Annotated in this window: 20 protein-coding genes; 19 read left to right on the top strand and 1 reads right to left on the bottom strand. The window is 51.1% G+C overall.

What is annotated here, in order from left to right; translation table 11 throughout:
- The 11 genes from C0977_RS09365 to C0977_RS09315 all read left to right on the top strand — a co-directional run bounded on the left by C0977_RS09365 (nt 1) and on the right by C0977_RS09315 (nt 10086).
- Nucleotides 1-1173, top strand: coding sequence for a murein hydrolase activator EnvC family protein (locus C0977_RS09365; protein ID WP_419177927.1), 1173 nt, complete (start codon nt 1-3; stop codon nt 1171-1173).
- A gap of 24 nt (nt 1174-1197) precedes the next feature.
- Nucleotides 1198-2331, top strand: coding sequence for a S41 family peptidase (locus tag C0977_RS09360; protein ID WP_101913200.1), 1134 nt, complete (start codon nt 1198-1200; stop codon nt 2329-2331).
- Nucleotides 2332-2403: 72 nt separating this feature from the next.
- Nucleotides 2404-3675, top strand: a complete 1272-nt coding sequence (gene obgE / locus C0977_RS09355) for a GTPase ObgE (RefSeq protein WP_101913199.1) — start codon at nt 2404-2406, stop codon at nt 3673-3675.
- A 16-nt stretch (nt 3676-3691) separates the two neighbouring features.
- Complete coding sequence (locus C0977_RS09350; RefSeq protein ID WP_023054142.1) at nt 3692-3985, top strand: YhbY family RNA-binding protein; 294 nt, start codon at nt 3692-3694, stop codon at nt 3983-3985.
- 12 nt (nt 3986-3997) lie between these two features.
- Complete coding sequence (proB, locus tag C0977_RS09345; protein WP_101913198.1) at nt 3998-5125, top strand: glutamate 5-kinase; 1128 nt, start codon at nt 3998-4000, stop codon at nt 5123-5125.
- Nucleotides 5126-5144: 19 nt separating this feature from the next.
- Nucleotides 5145-6395, top strand: a complete 1251-nt coding sequence (locus C0977_RS09340) for a glutamate-5-semialdehyde dehydrogenase (protein WP_101913197.1) — start codon at nt 5145-5147, stop codon at nt 6393-6395.
- Between the two features lie 144 nt (nt 6396-6539).
- Nucleotides 6540-7157, top strand: a complete 618-nt coding sequence (gene nadD / locus C0977_RS09335) for a nicotinate-nucleotide adenylyltransferase (protein ID WP_101913196.1) — start codon at nt 6540-6542, stop codon at nt 7155-7157.
- Entirely contained in the window at nt 7139-7738 is a 600-nt protein-coding gene (gene yqeK, locus C0977_RS09330; RefSeq protein WP_101913195.1) for a bis(5'-nucleosyl)-tetraphosphatase (symmetrical) YqeK, read from the top strand. The genes nadD and yqeK overlap by 19 nt, the downstream gene beginning before the upstream one ends.
- Nucleotides 7739-7740: 2 nt before the next feature.
- A complete protein-coding gene (locus C0977_RS09325) occupies nt 7741-8847 on the top strand; it encodes an LCP family protein (RefSeq protein ID WP_234987636.1) in 1107 nt (368 codons plus the stop codon).
- A complete protein-coding gene (gene rsfS, locus C0977_RS09320; protein ID WP_023054101.1) occupies nt 8844-9194 on the top strand; it encodes a ribosome silencing factor in 351 nt (116 codons plus the stop codon). Before C0977_RS09325 ends, rsfS begins: the two co-directional genes overlap by 4 nt.
- 1 nt (nt 9195) lies before the next feature.
- Entirely contained in the window at nt 9196-10086 is an 891-nt protein-coding gene (locus C0977_RS09315; RefSeq protein ID WP_023054061.1) for a S1 RNA-binding domain-containing protein, read from the top strand.
- A 70-nt stretch (nt 10087-10156) separates the two neighbouring features.
- On the opposite strand, the gene C0977_RS09310 is transcribed toward C0977_RS09315, so the two are convergent.
- Nucleotides 10157-11425: a M18 family aminopeptidase gene (locus tag C0977_RS09310; RefSeq protein ID WP_101913194.1), complete on the bottom strand. Its 1269-nt coding sequence runs from the start codon at nt 11423-11425 to the stop codon at nt 10157-10159.
- 286 nt (nt 11426-11711) lie between these two features.
- Between C0977_RS09310 and C0977_RS09305 the strand changes: the two genes are divergently transcribed.
- The 8 genes from C0977_RS09305 (at nt 11712) to C0977_RS09270 (ending at nt 21264) form a co-directional block, all read left to right on the top strand.
- On the top strand, nt 11712-12014 hold the full coding sequence (locus C0977_RS09305; protein ID WP_023054073.1) for a DUF2325 domain-containing protein: 303 nt from the start codon (nt 11712-11714) through the stop codon (nt 12012-12014).
- Between the two features lie 283 nt (nt 12015-12297).
- Entirely contained in the window at nt 12298-12540 is a 243-nt protein-coding gene (locus C0977_RS09300) for a FeoA family protein (protein WP_101913193.1), read from the top strand.
- 3 nt (nt 12541-12543) lie between these two features.
- Nucleotides 12544-14928: a ferrous iron transport protein B gene (gene feoB, locus C0977_RS09295; protein WP_101913192.1), complete on the top strand. Its 2385-nt coding sequence runs from the start codon at nt 12544-12546 to the stop codon at nt 14926-14928.
- A 19-nt stretch (nt 14929-14947) separates the two neighbouring features.
- Nucleotides 14948-15133 (top strand): FeoB-associated Cys-rich membrane protein, encoded by a 186-nt coding sequence (locus C0977_RS09290; protein WP_101913191.1) that lies wholly within the window; start codon nt 14948-14950, stop codon nt 15131-15133.
- 32 nt (nt 15134-15165) lie between these two features.
- Nucleotides 15166-15483 carry a GNAT family N-acetyltransferase gene (locus C0977_RS09285; RefSeq protein WP_306306243.1) on the top strand — a complete coding sequence of 106 codons (318 nt, stop codon included), beginning with the start codon at nt 15166-15168 and terminating at the stop codon, nt 15481-15483.
- A gap of 629 nt (nt 15484-16112) precedes the next feature.
- Nucleotides 16113-19514, top strand: coding sequence for an ESPR-type extended signal peptide-containing protein (locus tag C0977_RS09280; protein WP_101913190.1), 3402 nt, complete (start codon nt 16113-16115; stop codon nt 19512-19514).
- Nucleotides 19511-20344, top strand: coding sequence for a YadA-like family protein (locus tag C0977_RS09275; protein WP_234987635.1), 834 nt, complete (start codon nt 19511-19513; stop codon nt 20342-20344). The genes C0977_RS09280 and C0977_RS09275 overlap by 4 nt, the downstream gene beginning before the upstream one ends.
- 107 nt (nt 20345-20451) lie before the next feature.
- Nucleotides 20452-21264 (top strand): amidohydrolase family protein, encoded by an 813-nt coding sequence (locus tag C0977_RS09270; protein ID WP_023054076.1) that lies wholly within the window; start codon nt 20452-20454, stop codon nt 21262-21264.
- Nucleotides 21265-21363: the final 99 nt, after the last annotated feature.

Here is a 21363-nt window from a genome sequence, read left to right as displayed (position 1 = left end):
ATGATGAACTATACAGATAAATCGAAAAAATTTCTTGCCCTTTTTGCCGCCGCCGTCTTGTTGAGTCCTACGGTGTTGTCATTGGCTGAAGATGAGGATCTTCAAAATCAACTTTCCGATGTTCAGAGCCAGATGGCGGTACAGCAGCAGAAGAAGAGCGACGCCGAAGGTGTCATTACGGACGTTTTTGAACGACTGCGCGTCATTCAGGAGCGTCTGGATGCCGCCGTCAGCGCGTATAAGTCTATTACGGCGGAACTGACGGCGACAGAAAAAAAGATCGGCGACGCCGAACGGGAAATGGCTCAGGCGGAAGAGCGGTTGAAGACGCGGGAGAACGTTTTGAGCCGCCGGATGCGCGACATTTATATGCACGGCCAGCTCAACTATCTTGATGTCGTTATCGGCGCGAAAGATTTCAATGATTTTGCTAATCGGGTGGAATTATTGCGCCGTGTTATTTCTTCCGACATGTCGCTGATCTCTTCAATCAAGGAAGAACGGAGCCGTATTGCCGCAGCCAAAGCCGTTCTGGAAGAGGAACGGGCGCATCAGCAGCAGTTGCAGGCCGATGCGGCAGCCAAACAGGCTGAAATTGAAAAGACGAAAGCCGAACAGCAGGCGTTGCTGGAAAAAGCGCAATCCGACAAAGCGACGGCAGAAGCGGCGCTGGCCGAATTGGAAGCCACTTCGCAGTCTATCGGCGCGATGCTGCGCCAGCGTCAGGCCGATCGGGCCGCAGCAGCGTCTGCCGGCGGTACTGCCGATTCCTTCCAGGCTGTCAGCGGTTCCGGCGTCTTTATCTGGCCGGTGAACGGGCCGATCACATCGCCCTTCGGTTATCGTAACCACCCGATCTTCGGGCGTGCTATTTTCCATTCCGGCATCGATATCGGCGTCGATGAAGGGACGCCCGTTCATGCGGCTGACGCCGGCGTCGTCGTCGAAGCCGATTGGCTCGGCGGTTACGGTAATGCCGTCATTATCGACCATGGAAACGGGTTATCGACCGTTTACGGTCATAACTCGTCCTTAGCCGTCTCGGCGGGACAGTCCGTTGCCAAGGGAGAGGTCATTGCCTATGCCGGTTCGACGGGAAATTCCACAGGCCCTCACGTTCATTTTGAAGTGCGTTCCGGCGGAGAGCCCGTTGATCCGATGGGATATTTATAAAAGAGGGGAAAGGACAAGGGGGAAATGAAATTTCTTGTGAAAGTCTGCGCCTGGATTCTTTCCGTTTTTGCCGGCGCGCTGTTGGTGCTCTGTCTCCTGTCATATGAATTTATCGGTACGCCGTGGGGAATGATCAAGCTGCTGCGTACGTTTCAGATCGTCGAGATGTATTATGCCGGCAACGTCGATAAGGAATCACTCTTGACCGGAGCCCTGGAGGGGATTGTGGCCGATTTGGAAGATCGTCATTCCCTGTATCTGGACGGTGAAGTTCTGGAACAGTTTACGGAACAGACGCAGGCTTCGTATGCCGGCATCGGCGTGTATATCGCCGCCAGCGACGGCGGTAAAGGCGTCCTGGTCGCCGGTACCGTCGATGACAGTCCTGCAGGAGAAGCCGGTTTGCAGCGAGGCGATCTGATCATGGCCGTTGACGGCGTCGAGACGACGGGACTGCCGTTGGAAGAGGTATCCAAAAAAATTCGCGGCAAGGCGGACAGCATCGTGACGTTAACCGTTTTGCGCGGCGCCGAAACACGGGAGTATACGTTGACGCGGCGCCGGATACAATTGAAAACGGTGGCCGGCGAAATGGTGAAGGACAGCGATATCGGTTATATACGGATCATTTCTTTCAGCGAAAATACGGGAAAAGAATTCGGCGATACTTATGAAAAACTGAAGTCCCAGGGGATGAAACGCATTATCCTCGATCTGCGCAACAATCCCGGCGGACTGGTCGATCAGGCAGCGGCTGTTGCCAACTATATCATGCCTGCCGGGACGACGGTCGTTTCGTATACGAAACGTGACGGCGCCGAAGAGGTGACGAAGACGGACGGACAGGAAGAACTCCTGCCTCTCGTCGTACTGGTCAACGAGAATTCGGCCAGCGCCGCCGAAATTGTTTCCGGCGATATACAGGATTTGGGTCTCGGTACGATTGTCGGCGTGAAGACGTACGGCAAAGGCACGGTGCAGGGGGTTTACCCCGTTGACGGCAGTGATGCCGTGAAGCTTACCGTAGCCAAGTACAAAACGGCCAAGGGCAGAGAAATCGACGGCGTCGGCGTCGTGCCCGACGTGGAAGTAAAATTGCGCGACGGCGACACGCGCGATTATCAGTTTGATAAAGCGGTGGAATTATTGGTACAATAGAGAGGACAGCCAGACAGGAGACATAGTATATGGATGCTGTGTCTCTTTGGCGTATTGGAGAAGGAGAACAGCATGTTTATTGATAGAGCCAGAATTTTTGTACAATCCGGCAAGGGCGGTGACGGTATGAGCAGTTTCCGTCACGAAAAATTCGTGCCCAAAGGCGGACCGAACGGCGGCGACGGCGGTCAGGGCGGAAACGTCATCCTCGTTGCCGACAGAAACGTCAATACCCTTGTCGATTTCCGTTATCGCCGTCTTTTCAAGGCGAAACCGGGCGGCAAAGGACAGGGAAGCAACAAGTTCGGCCGCGATGCTGACGATTTGTTGATCACCGTGCCTGTCGGCACGATCGTAAGGGATGAAGCTACCGGTGCGGTGATGGCCGACTTGAGCCGTGACGGACAGCAGGTTGTCGTTGCCAAGGGCGGTCGCGGCGGCCGCGGCAATTACCATTTCCGCACCAGCGCCAACAGAACGCCGACGTTTGCCGAAAAAGGCGAACCCGGCACGGAACGCTGGTTGCGTCTGGAGTTGAAAGTGCTGGCCGACGTCGGCCTCCTCGGGTACCCCAGCGTGGGCAAGTCCAGCATTCTTCGCAAAGTATCGGCGGCGCAGCCGGAAGTGGCGGCGTACCATTTTACGACGTTGAATCCGATCCTCGGCGTCGTTTATCTGTCGGATCAGCGCAGTTTCGTCATGGCGGATATTCCCGGACTGATCGACGGGGCCAGCGAAGGCGTCGGCCTGGGACATGACTTTTTACGGCATATTGAGCGGACGAAGGTCTTAGTCCATGTTCTCGACGTTTCGGGGACGGAGGGCCGCGATCCTATTGACGATTATGAAAAAATCAACGGCGAATTGGCCAGGTACAGCGAGAAGTTGGCGAAGAAGCTGCAGATCATCGCCGCCAATAAGGTCGATCTGCTCGGCGAGTCCGGAAATCTGGAAAAGCTGCAAGCCTATATGGCGGCGCAAGGACGCGAAGTGTATCCGATCTGCGCGCTGACCGGCGAAGGACTGGACAGTCTTTTGGAACGGGTCTGGACGTTGATTCAGGAATACGTTCCCGAGGCGGACGACAACAGTGATGAAGTCGTTTATAAAGCGGCGGAAAAACCCGATTTTGAAATCACGCGGGCTGACGACGGCGCATTCGTGATTACCGGCATGCGCATTGAACGGTTGGTGGCGATGACGAATTTTGACGACGACCAGTCGCTGCGCCGTTTCCAACGAATCTGGCGCTACATGGAGCTGGATAAGCTGTTAAAGGAAAAGGGAATTCAGGAAGGCGATACGGTCCGCATTTACACGATGGAATTTGAATATCGTCAGTGAGTAAAGGAGCGATACTGTGACAGGAAAAGATAAACAGGCGTTAAAAGCGCTGGCAAGTCAACTGCCGTCAGTCGTACAGATCGGCAAGGAGGGTTTGAGCAATCCCGTTATCGATAGTGCCAGAGCGGCATTGTCGGCGCGCGAGCTGATCAAAGCCCATGTTTTGAACAACGCGGCTTTGGATACGAAGGAAACGATGCAAACGCTGGCGGATATGTTGGGCGCCGAACTGGTACAGGTCATCGGCCACTACGGCGTTCTGTTCAAAAAGAAGAAAGAAAAGTCTCACTTTGCATTTATCAAAAACTAGGATGTGTTTCTCATGACGGAACGAGAAGCCGCGTTTGCCGGCAAAAAAAGAGTCGTCGTCAAGATCGGCTCCAGCTCCTTGACATATGCGACGGGAAAATTGAATTATCACCGTATGGAACAGTTGGTGCGGGAAATTGCCGATCTGGCCAATTCCGGTCGGGAAATGATCCTCGTTTCTTCCGCTGCCGTCAGCGCCGGCATGGCCTCGCTGGGCCTTTCGGAGCGACCTAAGGAAATACGCAGAAAGCAAGCGCTTGCCGCTGTCGGGCAGGGCTTATTGATGCATACGTATGAAAAGCTGTTTCGCGAATACGGGCAGATTGCGGGACAAGTATTGCTGACACGCATGGACGCACAGGACAGAAGCAAATTCATGCATTCCCGCAATACGTTGTTGACGATGATCGACATGCATATTATTCCGATCATCAATGAAAACGATGTCGTCGCCGTCGACGAATTCAAGATCGGCGACAACGATACGTTAGCGGCGATGGTGAGCAGTATTATTGACGCCGACTTACTGATTCTCCTCTCCGACGTGGACGGCTTGTATACGTCCAATCCGCAACATGACAAGGGCGCGCAGATTATTCGCGTCGTTGAAGAAATCGACAAACATTTTTATGATATTGCCGGCGGCGCCGGGAGCGTTTTCGGAACAGGCGGCATGTACACGAAAATCAAAGCTGCGGCCATGGCGACCTCGGCCGAGGCCGATATGGTCATCGCTTCCGGCAGTGAAGACGGCGTCATTCGCCGGATTTGCGCCGGTGAACCGGTAGGAACTTGGTTCAAAGCTAAGGAGTCCCATTTACATAGCCGCAAACGATGGTTGCTTTCCGGCGGCAAGGCACAGGGGACATTAATTGTCGACGAAGGTTGTCGTAACGCTATCGTTTATAAGGGCGCCAGTCTCCTTCCCGTCGGTATTTGCCGGATTGAAGGCGACTTTTGTGAAGGCGATATCGTCGCCGTCGTTTGTGAAGGGATTACGATTGCCAAAGGCATTGTCAATTATGACAGCAGTTCCATCGCGGCGATTAAGGGCAAGAAGACGGAAGAGATAAGCGCGATTTTAGGCTACGACGGTCTTTACGATGAAGTGATTCATCGCGACAACCTCGTGGCCATATAAGAGAAAGGGGTTTTCTCCCATGGCATCTGAAGTACTGGAAAAGGCCAAACAGGCGCAGGCGGCAGCCGCTATCCTGGCACTGGCAAGTGAAGAAGAAAAAAACAGGGCGCTGTCTTATATGGCGGCAGCATTGGAAGCGGAAACGGAACTGATTTTGGCGGCAAACAGAGAAGACGTGCTGCAAGTTGAGGGAAAAGGTATGGCGCCGGCTATGCTGGATCGCCTGACCCTGACGGCGGCCCGGATCCGTGATATGGCTGACGGTGTGCGGCAAGTTGCCGCGTTACCGGATCCGACAGGTGCGCAGCTTGCCGCCTGGGAGCGGCCGAACGGCTTGCAGATTGAACGCGTTGCCGTGCCCCTCGGCGTTATTGCCATTATTTTCGAGTCCCGTCCCAATGTCACCGTCGATGCCGCGGCCCTTTGCCTTAAGACCGGTAACGCCTGCATTCTGCGCGGCGGCAGCGAGGCGATTCGTTCCAATTTGGCGCTGGCGGCGGTATTGCAGGAAAGTCTGCAGCGTGCCGGCCTGCCGCGGACCGGGCTGGCAATGCTGGAGAACACCGATCGGGCGCTGGTCCGGGAACTTCTGACGCTGCGCGCATATATAGACCTGGCCATTCCCCGCGGCGGCGCCGGTTTGATCCGGATGGTCGTTGATACGGCGACGGTTCCCGTCATCGAGACAGGAAGCGGTATCTGCCACGTTTACGTCGATGCAGCCGCCGATCTTGACATGGCGGCCCGAATCGTTGAAAATGCCAAGATTTCCCGTCCCTCTACGTGCAATTCCATGGAAACGTTGCTGCTGCACCGCGAGATTGCCAAAGAAGCGTTGCGGAAGCTGGTGCCGCTGTTGACGGCAGACGGCGTCGAAATGCGCGGCGACGGGCGAAGCCGTTCCCTTGACGCCGCGATCGCTATTGCCGGCGAAGACGCGTGGCATACGGAATATAATGCGCTGATCATGTCCGTCAAGATCGTCGATTCCTTTGAAGAAGCAGTGGAACATATCAACCGATACGGCACTCACCATTCGGACTGCATCGTGACGGACAATGCGGAGGTGGCTGAAGCCTTTCTCCGTCGCGTCGATTCGGCCGCCGTTTATGTCAATGCGTCGACGCGATTTACTGACGGTTTCGAATTCGGGTTCGGTGCGGAAATCGGCATCAGCACGCAGAAGCTGCACGTGCGCGGGCCGATGGGATTGCAGGCCTTGCTGACGTATAAATACAACATCCGCGGTCAGGGGCAGATTCGTGTATGATCCGGCTCCTGCGCGGTTATTGGCGGACTCTGCGGCAATATGCGGCGGCGCCGAAGACCCGTTATGAGTATAAGCATTACTTGATCTTTCTGATTCTTTACGGCTTAGTTTTGGCCGTCGTTTGGGGAGGAATTTATTTTTATTATGGAAACCACCAGATTGGGAATCATGGGAGGAACGTTCAATCCGATTCATTTCGGACATTTGCTGATTGCCGAGGAAGCGCGCCAGCAGCTGCATCTGGACCGCATTCTCTTCATCCCCTCTTATGCGACGCCGAATAAGGATATTTGCGGTGCGACTGCGGAGGAGCGCCTGGCCATGGTGCGCCTTGCCGTCGACAGCAATCCCCACTTTGTCGTAAGCGACATGGAGATTCGCAGAAAAGGGCCGTCTTATACAGTCGATACGCTGCGACTGCTGCGAACCGTATACGGCAAGGACAGCGGACTTTATTTCATTTCCGGAACCGATACGATCCACGATCTGCCTAATTGGCACAAGCCGGAAGACGTCCTTCGCCTTTGCTATTTTGTCGGTGCTTCACGGCCGGACGGTACGGAAGAGATTGCGCCGATCATTACCAAGTACGGTGATCTCGGCTGCAAGATTATTCCTCTGGCGGTGCCGGAATTGGAAATCTCTTCGACAGAAGTGCGGCGCCGCCTGCAGGCGGGCTTATCCGTCCGCTATATGATTCCCGATAACGTTGCTGATTTCATTTATAAAAACGGAGTATATCAATGTGTACACAAGAAATAAACGAACGGATCCGCCAAGAACTGCAGCAGTCATTATCTCCCCGGCGCTATCGCCATACCTTGGGCGTCGCCGCCGCGGCGAGACGGCTAGCACTTGCCAACGGCGTCGCAGCGGACAAAGCGGAAACGGCCGGGCTGCTGCATGACGCGGCAAAGGAACTGCCGTTGCCGGATATGCAGCGATTGGCTGTGCAGGAGTACGGCCGTACGCTGCCGGAGACGATTTTTCGGACCGCCAGCCTGCTGCACGGTTATGCCGCGACGACGATCGCCAGGGAGCGGTATCAGATCGACGATGACGATATTCTGAAAGCCATCGCCCATCATACGACAGGCGCCGCGGCCATGGGGCTGTTGGAAAAAATTATTTTCATGGCTGATTATATCGAGGAGAATCGCGATTTCGAAGGCGTCGAGACATTACGAGAAATTACGGCACGCAGTCTGGATGAAGGCGTTCTGGCAGGGTACGACATGACAATTCTCCATTTGCTGGAACAACACAAGACGATCTATGCCGGTACCGTGACGAACCGCAACGCTCACTTGCTGCAGATGCAGTCACAAGGCGGGAGGGACTGACATTGGAACGAAAGGAACGTGAAGGGCGGCGCAAAAATGTCCGTTTACGCCTGCAACATACGAAAAAGAAGAAAGGACACGGCAAAGCGTTTCACATTTTGTTGACGCTCGTCCTGATTTTTGCCGCCGTCGCTGCCGCCGCATACGGCTGGTATCAGTATCAAGCTTTCCGCGGCGACACGGAACCGGCTCGGGGCAATACGGCTACGGAGGCTTTCGATCAGGTAAGTCCCGACATTCCGCTTTATGTCCTTATTATCGGAGTAGACGATGAAAAGGACAGGCAAGCCAACTTTGTGGCTGTCGCAGCCATTAACAAAGAAAAACAGACCGTTGATTTTATTTCTCTGCCCGATAATACGCGTATTGACGGCAGAAAAGAAAAGGGACCGCAGACGTTGGCGTCCGTTTATACCGAAGGTGGCCTGACCTTGGTACAGGCGGTCATTGAAGACATGTTTCATATTCCGATCAAGTATTATGCCGTCTTTACAACGGACAACTTCCGCAAAATGATGGATATGAACGGCGGTCTCAATTTGTATGTGGAAAAAGACATGTATCATGAAGACGCTGCCGGCGTGACCGATATCGATCTGCAAAAAGGGTATCAATATCTGAACGGCGAGACAGGTATCGGCTACCTGCGTTATTTGGATGCAGACGGCGACCTTTCCCGCGTGCAGCGTCAGCTGCGTTTTATCAAATCTTTTTACCGGCAGGAAAAGGAAGCATGGGTTGTTCGGTCCATGCTGAATATGTATCGTTTCTGGACTGCCGTTGAGTCCAATATTTCCGCCAAGGATATGGCTCGTCTTGTCTGGACCTTTCGGCATGTCGGCGCTGACGATGTCAAGTTCTATATCCTTCCCGGCGAAACGGCCAAAAATGCCAATTTGCAGGGAGACGGCACGAATTACTGGATTGCCGATCCCGTAGAGGTGCAGCGGATTATCGGCAAGACCAACAACACGATCGTTTATGACGACGCCAAGACCGGAAAACAGACGAGTGCGAAAAACGCCGCTCCCTCCGGAGCCGCAAAACGTGAAAATCAGACGGCAAACGCCGGCAACACAGAAAACAAACCTAAAGGAGATCAGGAATGAACACAAACGTAAAAGAATATGAAATTATCGCTAAGTCGATTGCAGATAAAAAAGGCTGGAACATCGTCATTTTGGATATGTCCGAAACGACAATATTGGCTGACTGCTTCGTTATTTGCAGCGCCCGGAACGTACGACAGGCCCAGAGCATCGCCGATGCCGTGGAAGAGGCGTTGAAGAAGGAAGGGCGCGCCGTACGTCACCGGGAGGGATATACCGGCGGCCGCTGGATCCTCTTGGATACGGGCGACACGGTCGTTCATATCTTCATGGAACAGGAACGGGACTATTACGGTCTGGAAAATGTATGGAGCGATACGGAACGAATTCCGTTTGAAGGAGCGTAACATGGGTACGTTATTACAGGAAAACAGCATTGCCGAACTGGAAGTGCTGCGGGTCAGCGATGCCGGCGCATTTCTGAACGGCGGCACGGGAAATACGAACGATGATATTCTTTTGCACAAGAACCAACAGCTTGAACCGGTTTCCGTCGGTGCCGTTGTCAAAGTTTTTCTCTATCATGATCCGTCAGGACGGCTGACAGCCAGTATGCGGTTGCCGAAGATCAAAGTCGGCCAGATCGGTTATGCACCGATCATCAATACGACGCGGTTCGGCGCTTTTGTTGAAGTCGGCACGGAACGGGGCATATTCATGCCCTTTGCCGAAATGAAAGGACGCCCTAAAGAAGGCGAATACGTATGGGTCAAACTGTATGAAGATAAGTCACACCGCCTCGCCGTTTCCATGGAAGTGGAAGATGAAATGCGCCGCGCCTCCGTCGCGGCCGACGATGCCAGAATCGGCGCCTGGGTAGAAGGTGCCGTTTACAATATCAATGAGCAGGGAGCGTATTTAATGACGCGCGAACGGTGGATTGCCTTTCTGCATCGCAGTGAATGGCTCGGGCCCGTACTTATCGGCCAGATGATCAAGGGTCGGATCACGTTCCTGCGCGACGACGGCAGGATCAATATCTCTCTTCGTCTTGTCAAAGAACAGGCGATGGACGCGGACAGCGAAAAAATACTTGCCTTTCTGAAAGAACGAAACGGAAAAATGCCGTATTGTGACAAGACCGCGCCGCAGGTTATCAAAGCGAAGTTCAATCTGAGCAAGGCTTCCTTCAAGCGCGCACTGGGACATTTGATGAAGGAGAAGAAGATTCGCCAGGAAGACGGGTGGACGTATGCCGTAGCAGAGGCGGAGATTACGGAAAAAGAAGGTACGAAATAAAGAAGGAACAGCAGAAAAGAAGTCTCCCGGCAGCGTGCAGGCGCCGCCGGGAGACTTCTTTTCTGTTTGACTAAGATTGTAAAAACGCCGTTGTCAACTTTTCCAGCGATGTCTGGTCCGCTCCGCCCATGAGCTCGCGGGCCGAGTGCATGGCCAGGACCGGAACGCCGACGTCCATCGCACGCATAGCCAAATGGGCTGAAAGTACGGAACCCAGCGTGGAACCGCCGCTCATATCGGAGCGATTGACGAAATACTGAAGAGGAATGCCTTCACGCCGACATAAGGCGATGATGACGGCAGCTGCTTCGGCATCGCCGGCGTACCGTTGGCTGCAGGCTGTTTTCAATACGGGGCCGCCGTTCAAAAGAGGAAAGTTCGTGATGTCATTTTTCTCCGGATAGTTGGGATGCATGCCGTGGGCGACATCAAGAGAGAGCAGGAAACCCCGGCTGCGGCAGGCCATGTAGTCTTCATAGGTAAAGCCGAGATTCAGATAAATACGCTGCAGCAATTCCGGCAAAAGAGAAGACGCGGCACCTTGTTTCGTATGGTTACCGACCTCTTCATTATCAAACAAGGCGACCAGGCGGATTCCCTCTCTGTGCCGCCGGGACGAGATCGCTTCCAGACAGGCCTTGACGGAAGTCAAATTGTCGAGCCGCGGCGATGACAGAAATTCGTCGTTACAGCCGGTGCAAGTGCCGTGCTCTGTCGGATAGACAGTCAGGTCATAGGATACTATCTCCTCTTTCGGTATGCCGCAGCAGCCGCTCATGAAGGTGAGAAAGTCCGATTCATCATGGCCCGTTCCCATTAGGGGCAACATTTCCTTTTGCGGATTTAACGACAGTCCGTCATTCGTTTTCGGATTCATGTGGATTGCCAGACGCGGAATCGTCAAAAACGGTTTACCGATATCAATCAGCATGGTTCTGGGTTGAAAAGCGTCGCTGCCGCAGAGGGTCAATTTTCCGGCGGCTGACAGGGGACGGTCAAGCCATGACTCGCGAATCATGCCGCCGTATACTTCGACATTCACTTTACGGTAGCCGTGGACGATCAGATCGGGATTCGGCTTTATGCGCAGACAGGGGAAATCCGTATGAGCAGCCGCCAAACGCAGGGAAGCGCATGGCTCGGCGCCGATGGTAAAGGCGATCAGCGTCGAATCATATACGGATACCATGTAGGCCTTTCCGCTTTGCAGGCGCCACGTATCGGCGAGTTTCAATTCTTCAAAGCCGTTGTTGCCGAGGACTTCCGTCGCCTTGCGGATAACGTGAAAAGGGGACGGGCTTTTTTTTATAAACTCAAGTAATGACGATATATGGGACATATGTATTCTCCTCTCGTTTTTTATATTATATCATAACCATACTAAAGAATAATTTATCTCATTAGCAAGAACGGACATGCTATTAAATAAAATCACAAACTTTTCTTTTTTAGTGAAATATTATGTCATAAATCGCTTATTTTACCTGTTAAAATAAATACTAATATTCACAAAGATAGGTAAAATATCTTGACAAGATACTTATCTTCCGATATACTCATCTTTGTAATTGAAAAGTAATATCAAATAAAAGTGGGAAGCATACTTTGTAGAAAGGAAGATGAAGATGAGTGTCGTAATTGTCGGTGGAAATGATTGCATGGTCTGCAGATATAAAAACCTCTGTAAAAAATACGCGTATAAAGCAAAAGTATTTACCCAGGTCCCGAGTGATTTTAAATCGAAGATCGGTTCTCCGGACCTCGTCGTTCTTTTTACAAGTACCGTCAGCCACAGTATGGTACGCTGCGCACTGCGAGAAGCACAGCGTAAGAATGCGGACGTAGTTCGCTCTCATACGAGCAGTTCAAATGCGCTACAGTCAATTTTGGAAGAGCACAGTAAACAACACGTCGATCAGGCCTATTAAGTTTGTTCTCATCTGTTTTTGACACTATTTATTAAGATATGTATCATTTTTATTCAGCGCGGTACAGGATCGCTTAATCGTCTCCCATTGACATATGTTCTTGTTTTGAAAATAATTACAAGGTAAAAAACAGATAAAAAGGAAGATAATTATCAAAATAAATGACCGAATGCCGATAATTGATGATAAATAGGTATGTATTTTAAGAAAAAATTTTATTTAGAATGGTTGCCAAAAAGTAGTAATATGAGTTATTCTATTATTAACAGGAGGAAACGTCACGATGAAGATAATGAAGCTATGCGACATGGAAACAGGTGCATCGGGAACCATTGAAACGCTCGAGGGACGAGGGAATATACAACATCGGCTGGTTGATATGGGCGTTGTAAAGGGTTCTCATATTTCCGTCGTTAAAAGGGCGCCCTTAGGCGATCCGATTGAAGTGAAAGTAAAAGGCTGTTCGTTGGCACTGCGTTTGAGCGAAGCGGCCATGATTGATGTTATTGTTGCAGAGGGGGAGTAGGAAATGACTGAAGCGGGAAGAATCAAGATCGCCCTTGCCGGTAATCCCAATTGCGGCAAAACCACTATTTTCAATAATATTACAGGCGCTAAACAGCATGTCGGCAATTATCCGGGCGTAACAGTGGAAAAGAAGGAAGGCCACTGTACGGTAGACGGAAAAGAGTTGCTGTTCATTGATCTGCCAGGCACGTACAGCCTAACGGCCCGTTCGCTGGATGAAGTCGTTGCGCGTAATGTTATCATTAATGACAAACCTGATATTATTGTCAATGTTCTCGATGCCTCCAATTTGGAACGAAATCTGTACCTGGCCGCGCAGATTATTGAACTCGGCTGCCCTGTCGTCGTAGCTTTGAACATGATGGATATTGCGCAGCGTATGGGTATAGAAATTGATTTAAAAAAGCTTGGGGAAAAACTTGGCGCCGTCGTTGTGCCGCTGATCGGCAGTAAGAATATCGGAACTAAAGAATTGTTGCAGACGTTGGCAAGTATGCCGCAGCAGGAAAAAAGAGAAAATGCCGTCATTGACTACGGTTCGGCCGTAGAGCCGTATATTGCGCGAATGACGGATGCGCTGAAAGAATCCGGCAGTATTCATTATCCGTTGCGTTGGCTGGCTGTAAAGCTTCTGGAAAATGACAGTGATGTAATCGGCAAGGTGAAGGCCGTCGACGGAACGGAAACGATGCTGGCGCTGGCCGATTCGATGCGCAGCGAGTTGCAGCAGACCGTCGATCTGGATTTCTATTTCGCCCAATGCCGACATCAGTTTGCCGTCGATGCCTTTAACGGTGCAATCGTCGAGAGCGGCAGCACCGACAGCCTATCCGACCGCATCGACGCCGTGTTGACGAATCGCTGGCTCGGATTGCCGATCTTTTTTGTCCTCATGTGGGTCATGTTCAATGCAGTTATCAATCTTGGCGCCTATCCGCAGGGATGGCTGGAAAGCGGCTTCGGAGTCTTAGGCGATTATTTTGGCGAAATCATTGCCGATGAGCAGCTCCGCTCCCTTGTCGTGGACGGCGTCATCGGCGGCGTCGGCGCCGTTATCAGCTTTGTGCCCCTGATCGTGCTCTTGTATCTGTTTATCGGTTTGCTGGAAGATTCGGGGTACATGGCCCGCGCGGCCTTTTTGATCGATCGTATTATGCGTACTTTCGGATTGCATGGCAAATCGTTCATACCGATGATTCTCGGCTTCGGCTGTAATGTTCCGGGAATCATGGCGGCCCGCACACTGGACAACGAAAAAGACCGCATGGTCACGATTCTGGCGTCCCCTTTCATGAGCTGCGGCGCTAGACTGCCTGTATATACGCTGTTCATTGCCGCTTTTTTCGGCGCTACCGGTTATGGCGGTACCGTTCTCTTCGGCCTGTACGTACTGGGCATCGTCGTTGCTATTTTGGTGGCCATTATTTTGCGCAAAACCGTTTTCAGCGGTGAACAGGAACCGTTTGTCATGGAAATGCCGCCTTATCATGTGCCGACGCTCCGCGGCGTCCTGATGCACATGTGGGAACGGTCCATCCTTTATTTAAAAAAAGCCGGTACCATTATTCTCGGCGCTTCTATTCTGGTCTGGTTCCTGACGGCATACCCCATGGACGTGGACTATACGAAAGATTACGATGCGGCCAGAGCTTCCGTAACGGCACAGGCTGAACGCGATACAGCCGCACTTCTGACAACTTACGGTCTGACCGCGACAGACGAGGATGGGGAACTGCAGACCATGTTGGATGAAATGACGGCCGCTGCAGAAGACGAAAAAGCGGCTGCCGAAGAAGAACAAGACGTCGAATCTGTCGCCGATGCCGAAGCGTTGCAGCAAAAGTCGCCGTATCCGGAAGCATTCGCCGCGTTGGCGGCGGAAAATCCCGTTGCATATGAAAAAGCGCTGCCTTTGTTTACGATACAGCAAGACGCCGATGAGGCTATTGCCGTTCTGGACGAAGAGGAAACGTCGGAAAAACTTTCGCAAAGTTACGCCGCCCGTTTGGGACACTTTATCGAACCGGTTATCGCGCCTCTCGGCTTTGATTGGAAGATCGGCGTCGGTCTTGTCGCCTGCACGGCAGCAAAAGAAGTCATGGTTTCCACGTTGGCAACGATTTACAGCGTTGAAGCTGATGATGCCCATCAGGCGAGCCTGGTTACCTATTTAGCGAATGATTCGAGTTTTAACCCCGCCATTGCCCTGTCGCTGATGGTTTTCAGTCTGTTGTACATGCCCTGCATTGCCGCATTGGCCGTTATCAAGCGGGAAACGAACTCGTGGAAGTGGATGGGATTTTCTGCAGGTTTAGGTCTGGCCCTGGCCTACGGGTTATCGTTTATCACCTATCACCTGGCTTTGTTGGCAGGATTGGGTGCGTGATCAGAAAGAAGGGGGAAATATGAGTCCTGCACTGCTTATCGTTATTATCGCCGCCATTGCCTTAGCCGTTTACGGCATCCGTCATCTTCGCGCGCTGTTGCGCGGTACGGCAGGTTGTTCCTGCTGCAGCGGCTCAAAAGGAGGCTGCAGCGGCTGCGCATCGCACGGGGCCAAGCACCTGTCCCGCTCGACTGTCGAAAAATAGTATTTGCATATTGAAAAACTCTCCTTTTCGGTATAGGATTAAAGGAGAGTTTTTTTATTAAGGAGGAATATACGATGGACTTTCACTATAGTGAAGATAAAATCTGGCTTACTGACGAAAAAGGAATAACGATTGCAGAAATCGATTTTCCGAAGAACGGCGACGGCGAACGTACGATAACGCATACCTTTGTCGACGACTCGCTGCGCGGTCAAGGCGTAGCCGGCAAATTGGTCCGCGCTGCTGTCGAGCAAATCCGCGGCGCCGGAGAAAAGACGAAGGTTACCTGCTCCTATGCCGCCGCCTGGTTGCAGCGCCACCGCGAATATGATGATCTGCTGATCAGGTGATATCGTCGACTTTAGACTGTTCGATGCTGGTGCAAAATACGTGAGTGGGTATGGCCTAACTTTTTTGGGCATTGCCAGTCTTGCCAAAGACGAATGCATAAAAGAACCTGTCGGGAATGGCGGCAGGTTCTTTTTTTGTGCGTCAGAAAAATTAAGGGAGAATTATTTTTTGGGATGATACACAGATAGTTTTGAAAAGCGGAAAAAATTATTAACTGCAACAATTATAAAAATTTTACAATTATTGATAAAATTTAGATATGGATGAAAAACAAAAAATTAAGTATATAGGTAAATAATTTTCTCAAAGAAACAGTGTGCATAATTGCTGTTTTTTTTTGAACGGAATATTCTCTAGACGTTTCACTGTTGAGAAAAGACGTGATTTCCAAGGAAAAGAGAAAATGTATTTATGATTTTATAAATGAAGATAATGCACTTATCAATCCAATGACAATATGTTCATGTTTTAACATAATTATAAAAGCCTGCAGCGATTAAAGTCTAAAAAAGATTTCGTCTTAACTGTAACTACTGGACAAAACTATTCATAAATGTTATGTTATGTTATTTTGGATAAAAAATGGTAAGTATTATTTAACGAAGCGGGGATTTGGGGGCATCAATCAATGAATCATTTTTATCGTGTAATCTGGAGCAACGTAAAAAACAGCTATGTTGTTGTCGCTGAGATTGTGAAAAACAGCGCAAAGAAACGAAGCGGCAAAAAAGGGGTTTCTGCAGCGCTATTCTTAACGGTGCTTATGTTGACGGCATCGACTGCCGGCGCTGAAAATTTTACGGTAGGAACGGGAACAACGACAGGGGCGAATAGCATCAGCACCAATTCTGATGCCATTTTGCTTGTCGGCAGCGGCAATGCAGTCAGCACGACGACAGGCGCCAACCTGATCGGCACTGATAATACCATCAAAAACCGGCCTCATACGAATGCGGCGGATACAATCATCGGCCATGGGAACGTTGCCGATGATAATGACCCATGGCCCGATTTGACACAAACGGTTACGGTTATCGGCAATAATAATAAGCTTGCCAGTGCCAGCACCGGCATCGTTATCGGTGATAATCAAACGCTTGGCGCCCCTCGGGATACGATTGTCATCGGGTCCATGAACGCAGATGAGGCGGCAGATGCGGCGGTCAAAGAAGCGGGGCAAGGCGGGGACAGCGTCGTCATCGGTTATCACGCTCACAGCAGAGGGATTAACGGCGGCGGCATGAACGTCGTGGTCGGGGATCGGTCCAAGGCGGATGGATGGCAGGAAACGGTGACCGGGATTAAATCCGTTGTGGAAGGCGGCGACTATAGTACTGACGGCTATCTTGCCTCTGTTTACGGAGCCTTGAATCAAGTCGCGTCCGGCGGCAGCCAGACGGATTTTGACGGAACGGCAAATAGCATTGTCGGCGCAGTCAATAAAACGGAAAATGCCAATGGCGCCGTTATTATGGGAGCCGGAAACAAAGTTACGCATTCTTACGGGAAATCCGTGCTGGCTGCGGATGGCTCAGGACTGCCTATGGGATGGTATTGGCAAGGGAATCTTTCTTTGGGACAGTATTATGCCCTTGACAAGGATAACATCAGTTACGACGATCTCCTTTCCACAATGGGTACCTATCTGTCGACCAGCGGTGGTTCCGTCGTTGCTTTGGGGAATGGAAATACGTCGGACTACGCTGTCGACTCTCAATTGATCGGCGCTGGAAACGTGGTCAGCGGTACTGCCGATCGGACGAGTTTCAATAATACGATAACCGGTTATGCCAACAAAGGCGTCAATATCAATCACGTATCCGTCGTAGGTACGGGGAATACGCTGTCCGCGTCCTCTTCGGATGTCGTCATCGGAGATTACCACGAAATGTCTGGCGGTAAAAACAATGTAGTCATCGGTTCGATGGCCTCAAAAGAAACTACGGTTACGAAGCACTATACGATTACAGTAAAAAATAACGATACCGGTGAGATCATACCGGAAGATATTCCGTATACGGTAACGGAAACAGTACCGGTCAAAGGGCATGCGGTAAATGTAAATAATACAGTCATGATCGGTTATAACGCAGACGCAACCGGTGATAACAGCATTGCCATCGGGACGAATGCACAGACGGTTCAAGGACATCCGATGAGTCCCGTACGCGGCATAGCTACAGGCGCCTCAGCCGTCGCCATCGGCTCGGCCGCTACCGCTGCCGGTTACAGTTCCGTTTCTGTCGGAAATGAAGTCGGAAAGGGCTCCAGCGGCTATTACAACTTCGCTTTTGGTTCAGAATCAGGACAGAATCTCAGCGGAGAAGAAAATGTTTCCATTGGGAGATGGGCAAATAATAATACCAAGACAAGTCAAAATATCGCCATCGGTCTGAATGCCTTAAATGGTGCTGAGGATTTAGCCAATGCGCCCAAGGTTATTTCTGATTTCTATGCGTCCGGCGGGAACTCCGCCATCGGATCCGGCGCGCTGCAGGGACTCAGGGGTTCGAGCAACGTGGCTTTAGGAACTCGTGCCGGTTGGGGAATGCGGGGATCCGGCAATATCATTTTGGGGACTGTAGCAGGATCCAGCGCAGGCGTCAATGCAGACAATACACCTCTTTCCAACTCTATCATCATGGGAACACAAGCCGGAAATCATACCGGCGGAAACATGGACGTCATTCTTGGTAATTTCCAGAATAATAACGTAGTCGCCAGCAATGTAGTCGCTGTCGGATCCAATTCGATAATCAGCAAGCAGTTCGGTTTGGGCATCGGTCACGGTATCATGAATGATGCCGAATATGGTCTTGCAGTAGGCTCCTATAACAAGTTGGCCTCTACGGCGAAAAAGTCAGGCGTATTCGGAATCGGTACTGACGACGGCGTCACGACTATCTCCGGAGCAGGTTCTTATGCCGTAGGGAATGACAATACCATTGCTTCTGACGACGGTTTTTCCGTCGGCAACAATAATCATATTTCCGGACATGAAGGCAATACGGCTATCGGATCGGGCAATACGATAGAACAAGGAACAAAAGATATCCTTTTCGGAGATAATCATAAGCTGGCCGGAACGACGTCTCACAATATCGTGCTTGGTTCTTCCGATTCCGGGACCGCTTTAAACGGTATCAACGAAACCGTCAGTATCGGTCATAATTCGGCGGCGACCGACAATCAAGCCATCGCCATCGGTACCGGCGCACAGGCGACGGGCGCGAAGTCTATTTCTATCGGTACGGGCAATACCGTTTCCGGCAGCGGTTCCGGGGCAATCGGCGATCCGAGTCTTGTCAGTGGCAGCGGTTCCTATGCAGTGGGGAACAATAACACCGTAACGACAGACAATACGTTTGTCTTCGGAAATAATGTAACGAATACAACGGCCTCTTCCGTATTTCTCGGAGACGGTTCCGCTTATGTGGCGAAGGATATCACGACCGAAGGAAGCGATAAGACTTATACCCATGATACGATAAGCGGGAAGACGTTACGTTTTGCCGGCGGTGACGACGTCGTCGGCGTTGTTTCCGTCGGGTCCGCTACGCAGACACGCCGGATTCAAAATGTAGCACCTGGCCTTATCAGCAGCGCGTCAACGGATGCCGTCAACGGCAGTCAGCTGTATGCCGTCGCCGCCGCATTAAACAACTCGATCACTGCCGTAAATAATGAAACGATGACCTTTACCGGTGATACTGGCCGTGTCGACAGAAAACTGGGTACGGCCATTACCGTTACGGGTGACGCCAATATTACGACGAAAGCGACGGAGTCAGGGATACAGGTCAATTTGAATAAAACGATTGATCTCGGAACGGACGGGAGCATAAAAACGGGGAATACGGTCATCAATACGGAAGGGATCACGAGCAAGTCTGTACGCGTCGGAGCTACGGCCGTCACCTCTGAAGGAATGACCGTTACCGGCGGTCCGACGGTGACCAAGACGGCTGTAGATATGGCCGGGCAGCAGATCCAAAAGGGACGAACTATGCCGGCGACAAGGGAGCGGTGATTCATCAGGATTTGGGAAGTACGCTGAAAGTAACAGGCGGCGCGACTGGTGAACTTTCGGACAATAATATCGGCGTCATATCGGAAAACGGCGAACTGAAAGTTAAACTGGCGAAAGAAATCACAGGGCTTACTTTTCTCAAGGTGGATAAGCTGGAAGTAGGACAAAACTCCACGGAGATCACGGATACGAGTGTCGAAACGGATACGCTGAAAGTCGGGAAGATGACGATAGATAAAGACACGGGGATCGATGCGGGACAGACGGCTATACATAACCTTGCCGACGGTACGAGCGACAGCGATGCGGCCACTGTGGGACAGGTAAAGCGCTCATTCGGTGAAATCGACAATAAACTCAACGCGATCGGCACGCGTGTTGATCGTGCAGGGGCCGGGGCGGCGGCACTTGCGGCATTGCATCCGCTGGATTTTGATGCCGATGATAAATGGGACTTCGCAGCGGGATACGGCAATTACGCAGGAGCCAACGCCGTGGCGGTAGGCGCTTTTTACCGGCCGGACGAAGATACGATGTTCAGTGTCGGCGGCAGCTTCGGCGGCGGTGAGAATATGATTAATGCCGGCGTTTCCTGGAAACTGGGGCGCGGTAACCATGTTTCCACATCTAAAAAAGAAATGGCCAAAGAAATTGCAGAATTAAAGGGGGCAGGTTCAACAATTGACGGCTTTAGTCCAGCAGTTGACGGCAGACCGCAATACGGTTGCCGCCAAGGCATAGTATTTCGACAGGAAGGTAAAACATTATTCATGATTAGAAGAGAGTTGCATTTATGCGGCTCTCTTTTTCTTTCGCCGTCGATGGCATGATAAGCTTCCAGCTCTGTACTGCGGCAGCTGCAGATTGGAGGGATGCGCAGCTGTAGAAACTGTGGTATGATACATAGCGTACAGGTATATAGGGGGAGTAGGAATTAATGAAAATTATAGACAGTCATTTCCATTTCAGTGATTTTCCCGGCTTTGATGAACTTGCCGTTGCGGCAGGTCATGTCAATTCTGCCGATCATTTGCGCCGGGCATATGCGGAAAACGGCATTATTCACGGCGTTGTCATGAGCAACAGATCGTTGTATCCGGAAGATCATCACTATCCTGATTTTATGAGTTATTGTATCGGATTGGACCATATGGATACGGATACCCGTTCCCTGGCGGAGCAGGCGGTTCTCGTCGAAGAAAATTTGAAACGGCCGTCTTGTGTCGGTATCAAGTTGTATCCCGGATATAATCATTTTTACGTTTACGATGATTTTCTCGATCCCTTTTATCAGCTGGCAAGAAAATACGACAAACCTGTCGCCATTCACACGGGCTTGACGGCGACGTCGCGGGCTCTTTTAAAATACAGCCAACCGCTGACGCTTGACGAGGCGGCCGTCAAGTATCCGGATGTGCAGTTTGTCATGTGCCATTTAGGTAACCCCTTCCTTCAGGATGCGATTGCCGTCATGGAAAAGAATGGCAATGTCGCTGCCGATCTGTCAGGACTGCTGGAAGGAAAGATGGCTGATCGGGCTGCCTTCTTCAAAAAGAAAAGAGGCTATCTGGAGCTGTTGCGCAATTGGCTCGAATATCTGGACTGCTACGATCGTTTCATGTTCGGTACGGATTGGCCTTTAGCCAATCTTGGCGATTATATTTCCTTTACCCAAGAAATTGTACCGGAAAGCGAGTGGAATACCGTTTTCTATGAAACGGCGAAACGGTTATATAAATTGCCGGTATAAAGAAAAGGAAGTTTCTTTTCTCTAAAGAGACTTCCTTTTTTGTTGCAGAACGACATAAAGTCTGGTATACTTTTCATAGCATATTGTTGATCGAATCAA

Origin of the sequence: Megasphaera vaginalis (ex Bordigoni et al. 2020), from assembly GCF_900240295.1 — a bacterium.
In the GTDB taxonomy this organism is placed as follows: domain Bacteria; phylum Bacillota; class Negativicutes; order Veillonellales; family Megasphaeraceae; genus Megasphaera; species Megasphaera vaginalis.
Note: the sequence above shows the minus strand (reverse complement) of the source record. Positions and strands in the feature narration are given on the sequence as shown.

Excerpts from the sequence above, each read along its gene's own strand:
- C0977_RS09315 (WP_023054061.1), top strand. The coding sequence starts at position 9,196 with ATGGGTACGTTATTACAGGAAAACAGCATTGCCGAACTGGAAGTGCTG.
- C0977_RS09340 (WP_101913197.1), top strand. The coding sequence starts at position 5,145 with ATGGCATCTGAAGTACTGGAAAAGGCCAAACAGGCGCAGGCGGCAGCC.
- proB (WP_101913198.1), top strand. The coding sequence starts at position 3,998 with ATGACGGAACGAGAAGCCGCGTTTGCCGGCAAAAAAAGAGTCGTCGTC.
- C0977_RS09290 (WP_101913191.1), top strand. The coding sequence starts at position 14,948 with ATGAGTCCTGCACTGCTTATCGTTATTATCGCCGCCATTGCCTTAGCC.
- C0977_RS09310 (WP_101913194.1), bottom strand. The coding sequence starts at position 11,425 with ATGTCCCATATATCGTCATTACTTGAGTTTATAAAAAAAAGCCCGTCC.
- feoB (WP_101913192.1), top strand. The coding sequence starts at position 12,544 with ATGACTGAAGCGGGAAGAATCAAGATCGCCCTTGCCGGTAATCCCAAT.
- C0977_RS09270 (WP_023054076.1), top strand. The coding sequence starts at position 20,452 with ATGAAAATTATAGACAGTCATTTCCATTTCAGTGATTTTCCCGGCTTT.
- rsfS (WP_023054101.1), top strand. The coding sequence starts at position 8,844 with ATGAACACAAACGTAAAAGAATATGAAATTATCGCTAAGTCGATTGCA.
- C0977_RS09300 (WP_101913193.1), top strand. The coding sequence starts at position 12,298 with ATGAAGATAATGAAGCTATGCGACATGGAAACAGGTGCATCGGGAACC.
- yqeK (WP_101913195.1), top strand. The coding sequence starts at position 7,139 with ATGTGTACACAAGAAATAAACGAACGGATCCGCCAAGAACTGCAGCAG.
- nadD (WP_101913196.1), top strand. The coding sequence starts at position 6,540 with ATGGAAACCACCAGATTGGGAATCATGGGAGGAACGTTCAATCCGATT.
- obgE (WP_101913199.1), top strand. The coding sequence starts at position 2,404 with ATGTTTATTGATAGAGCCAGAATTTTTGTACAATCCGGCAAGGGCGGT.
- C0977_RS09280 (WP_101913190.1), top strand. The coding sequence starts at position 16,113 with ATGAATCATTTTTATCGTGTAATCTGGAGCAACGTAAAAAACAGCTAT.
- C0977_RS09305 (WP_023054073.1), top strand. The coding sequence starts at position 11,712 with ATGAGTGTCGTAATTGTCGGTGGAAATGATTGCATGGTCTGCAGATAT.
- C0977_RS09360 (WP_101913200.1), top strand. The coding sequence starts at position 1,198 with ATGAAATTTCTTGTGAAAGTCTGCGCCTGGATTCTTTCCGTTTTTGCC.
- C0977_RS09365 (WP_419177927.1), top strand. The coding sequence starts at position 1 with ATGATGAACTATACAGATAAATCGAAAAAATTTCTTGCCCTTTTTGCC.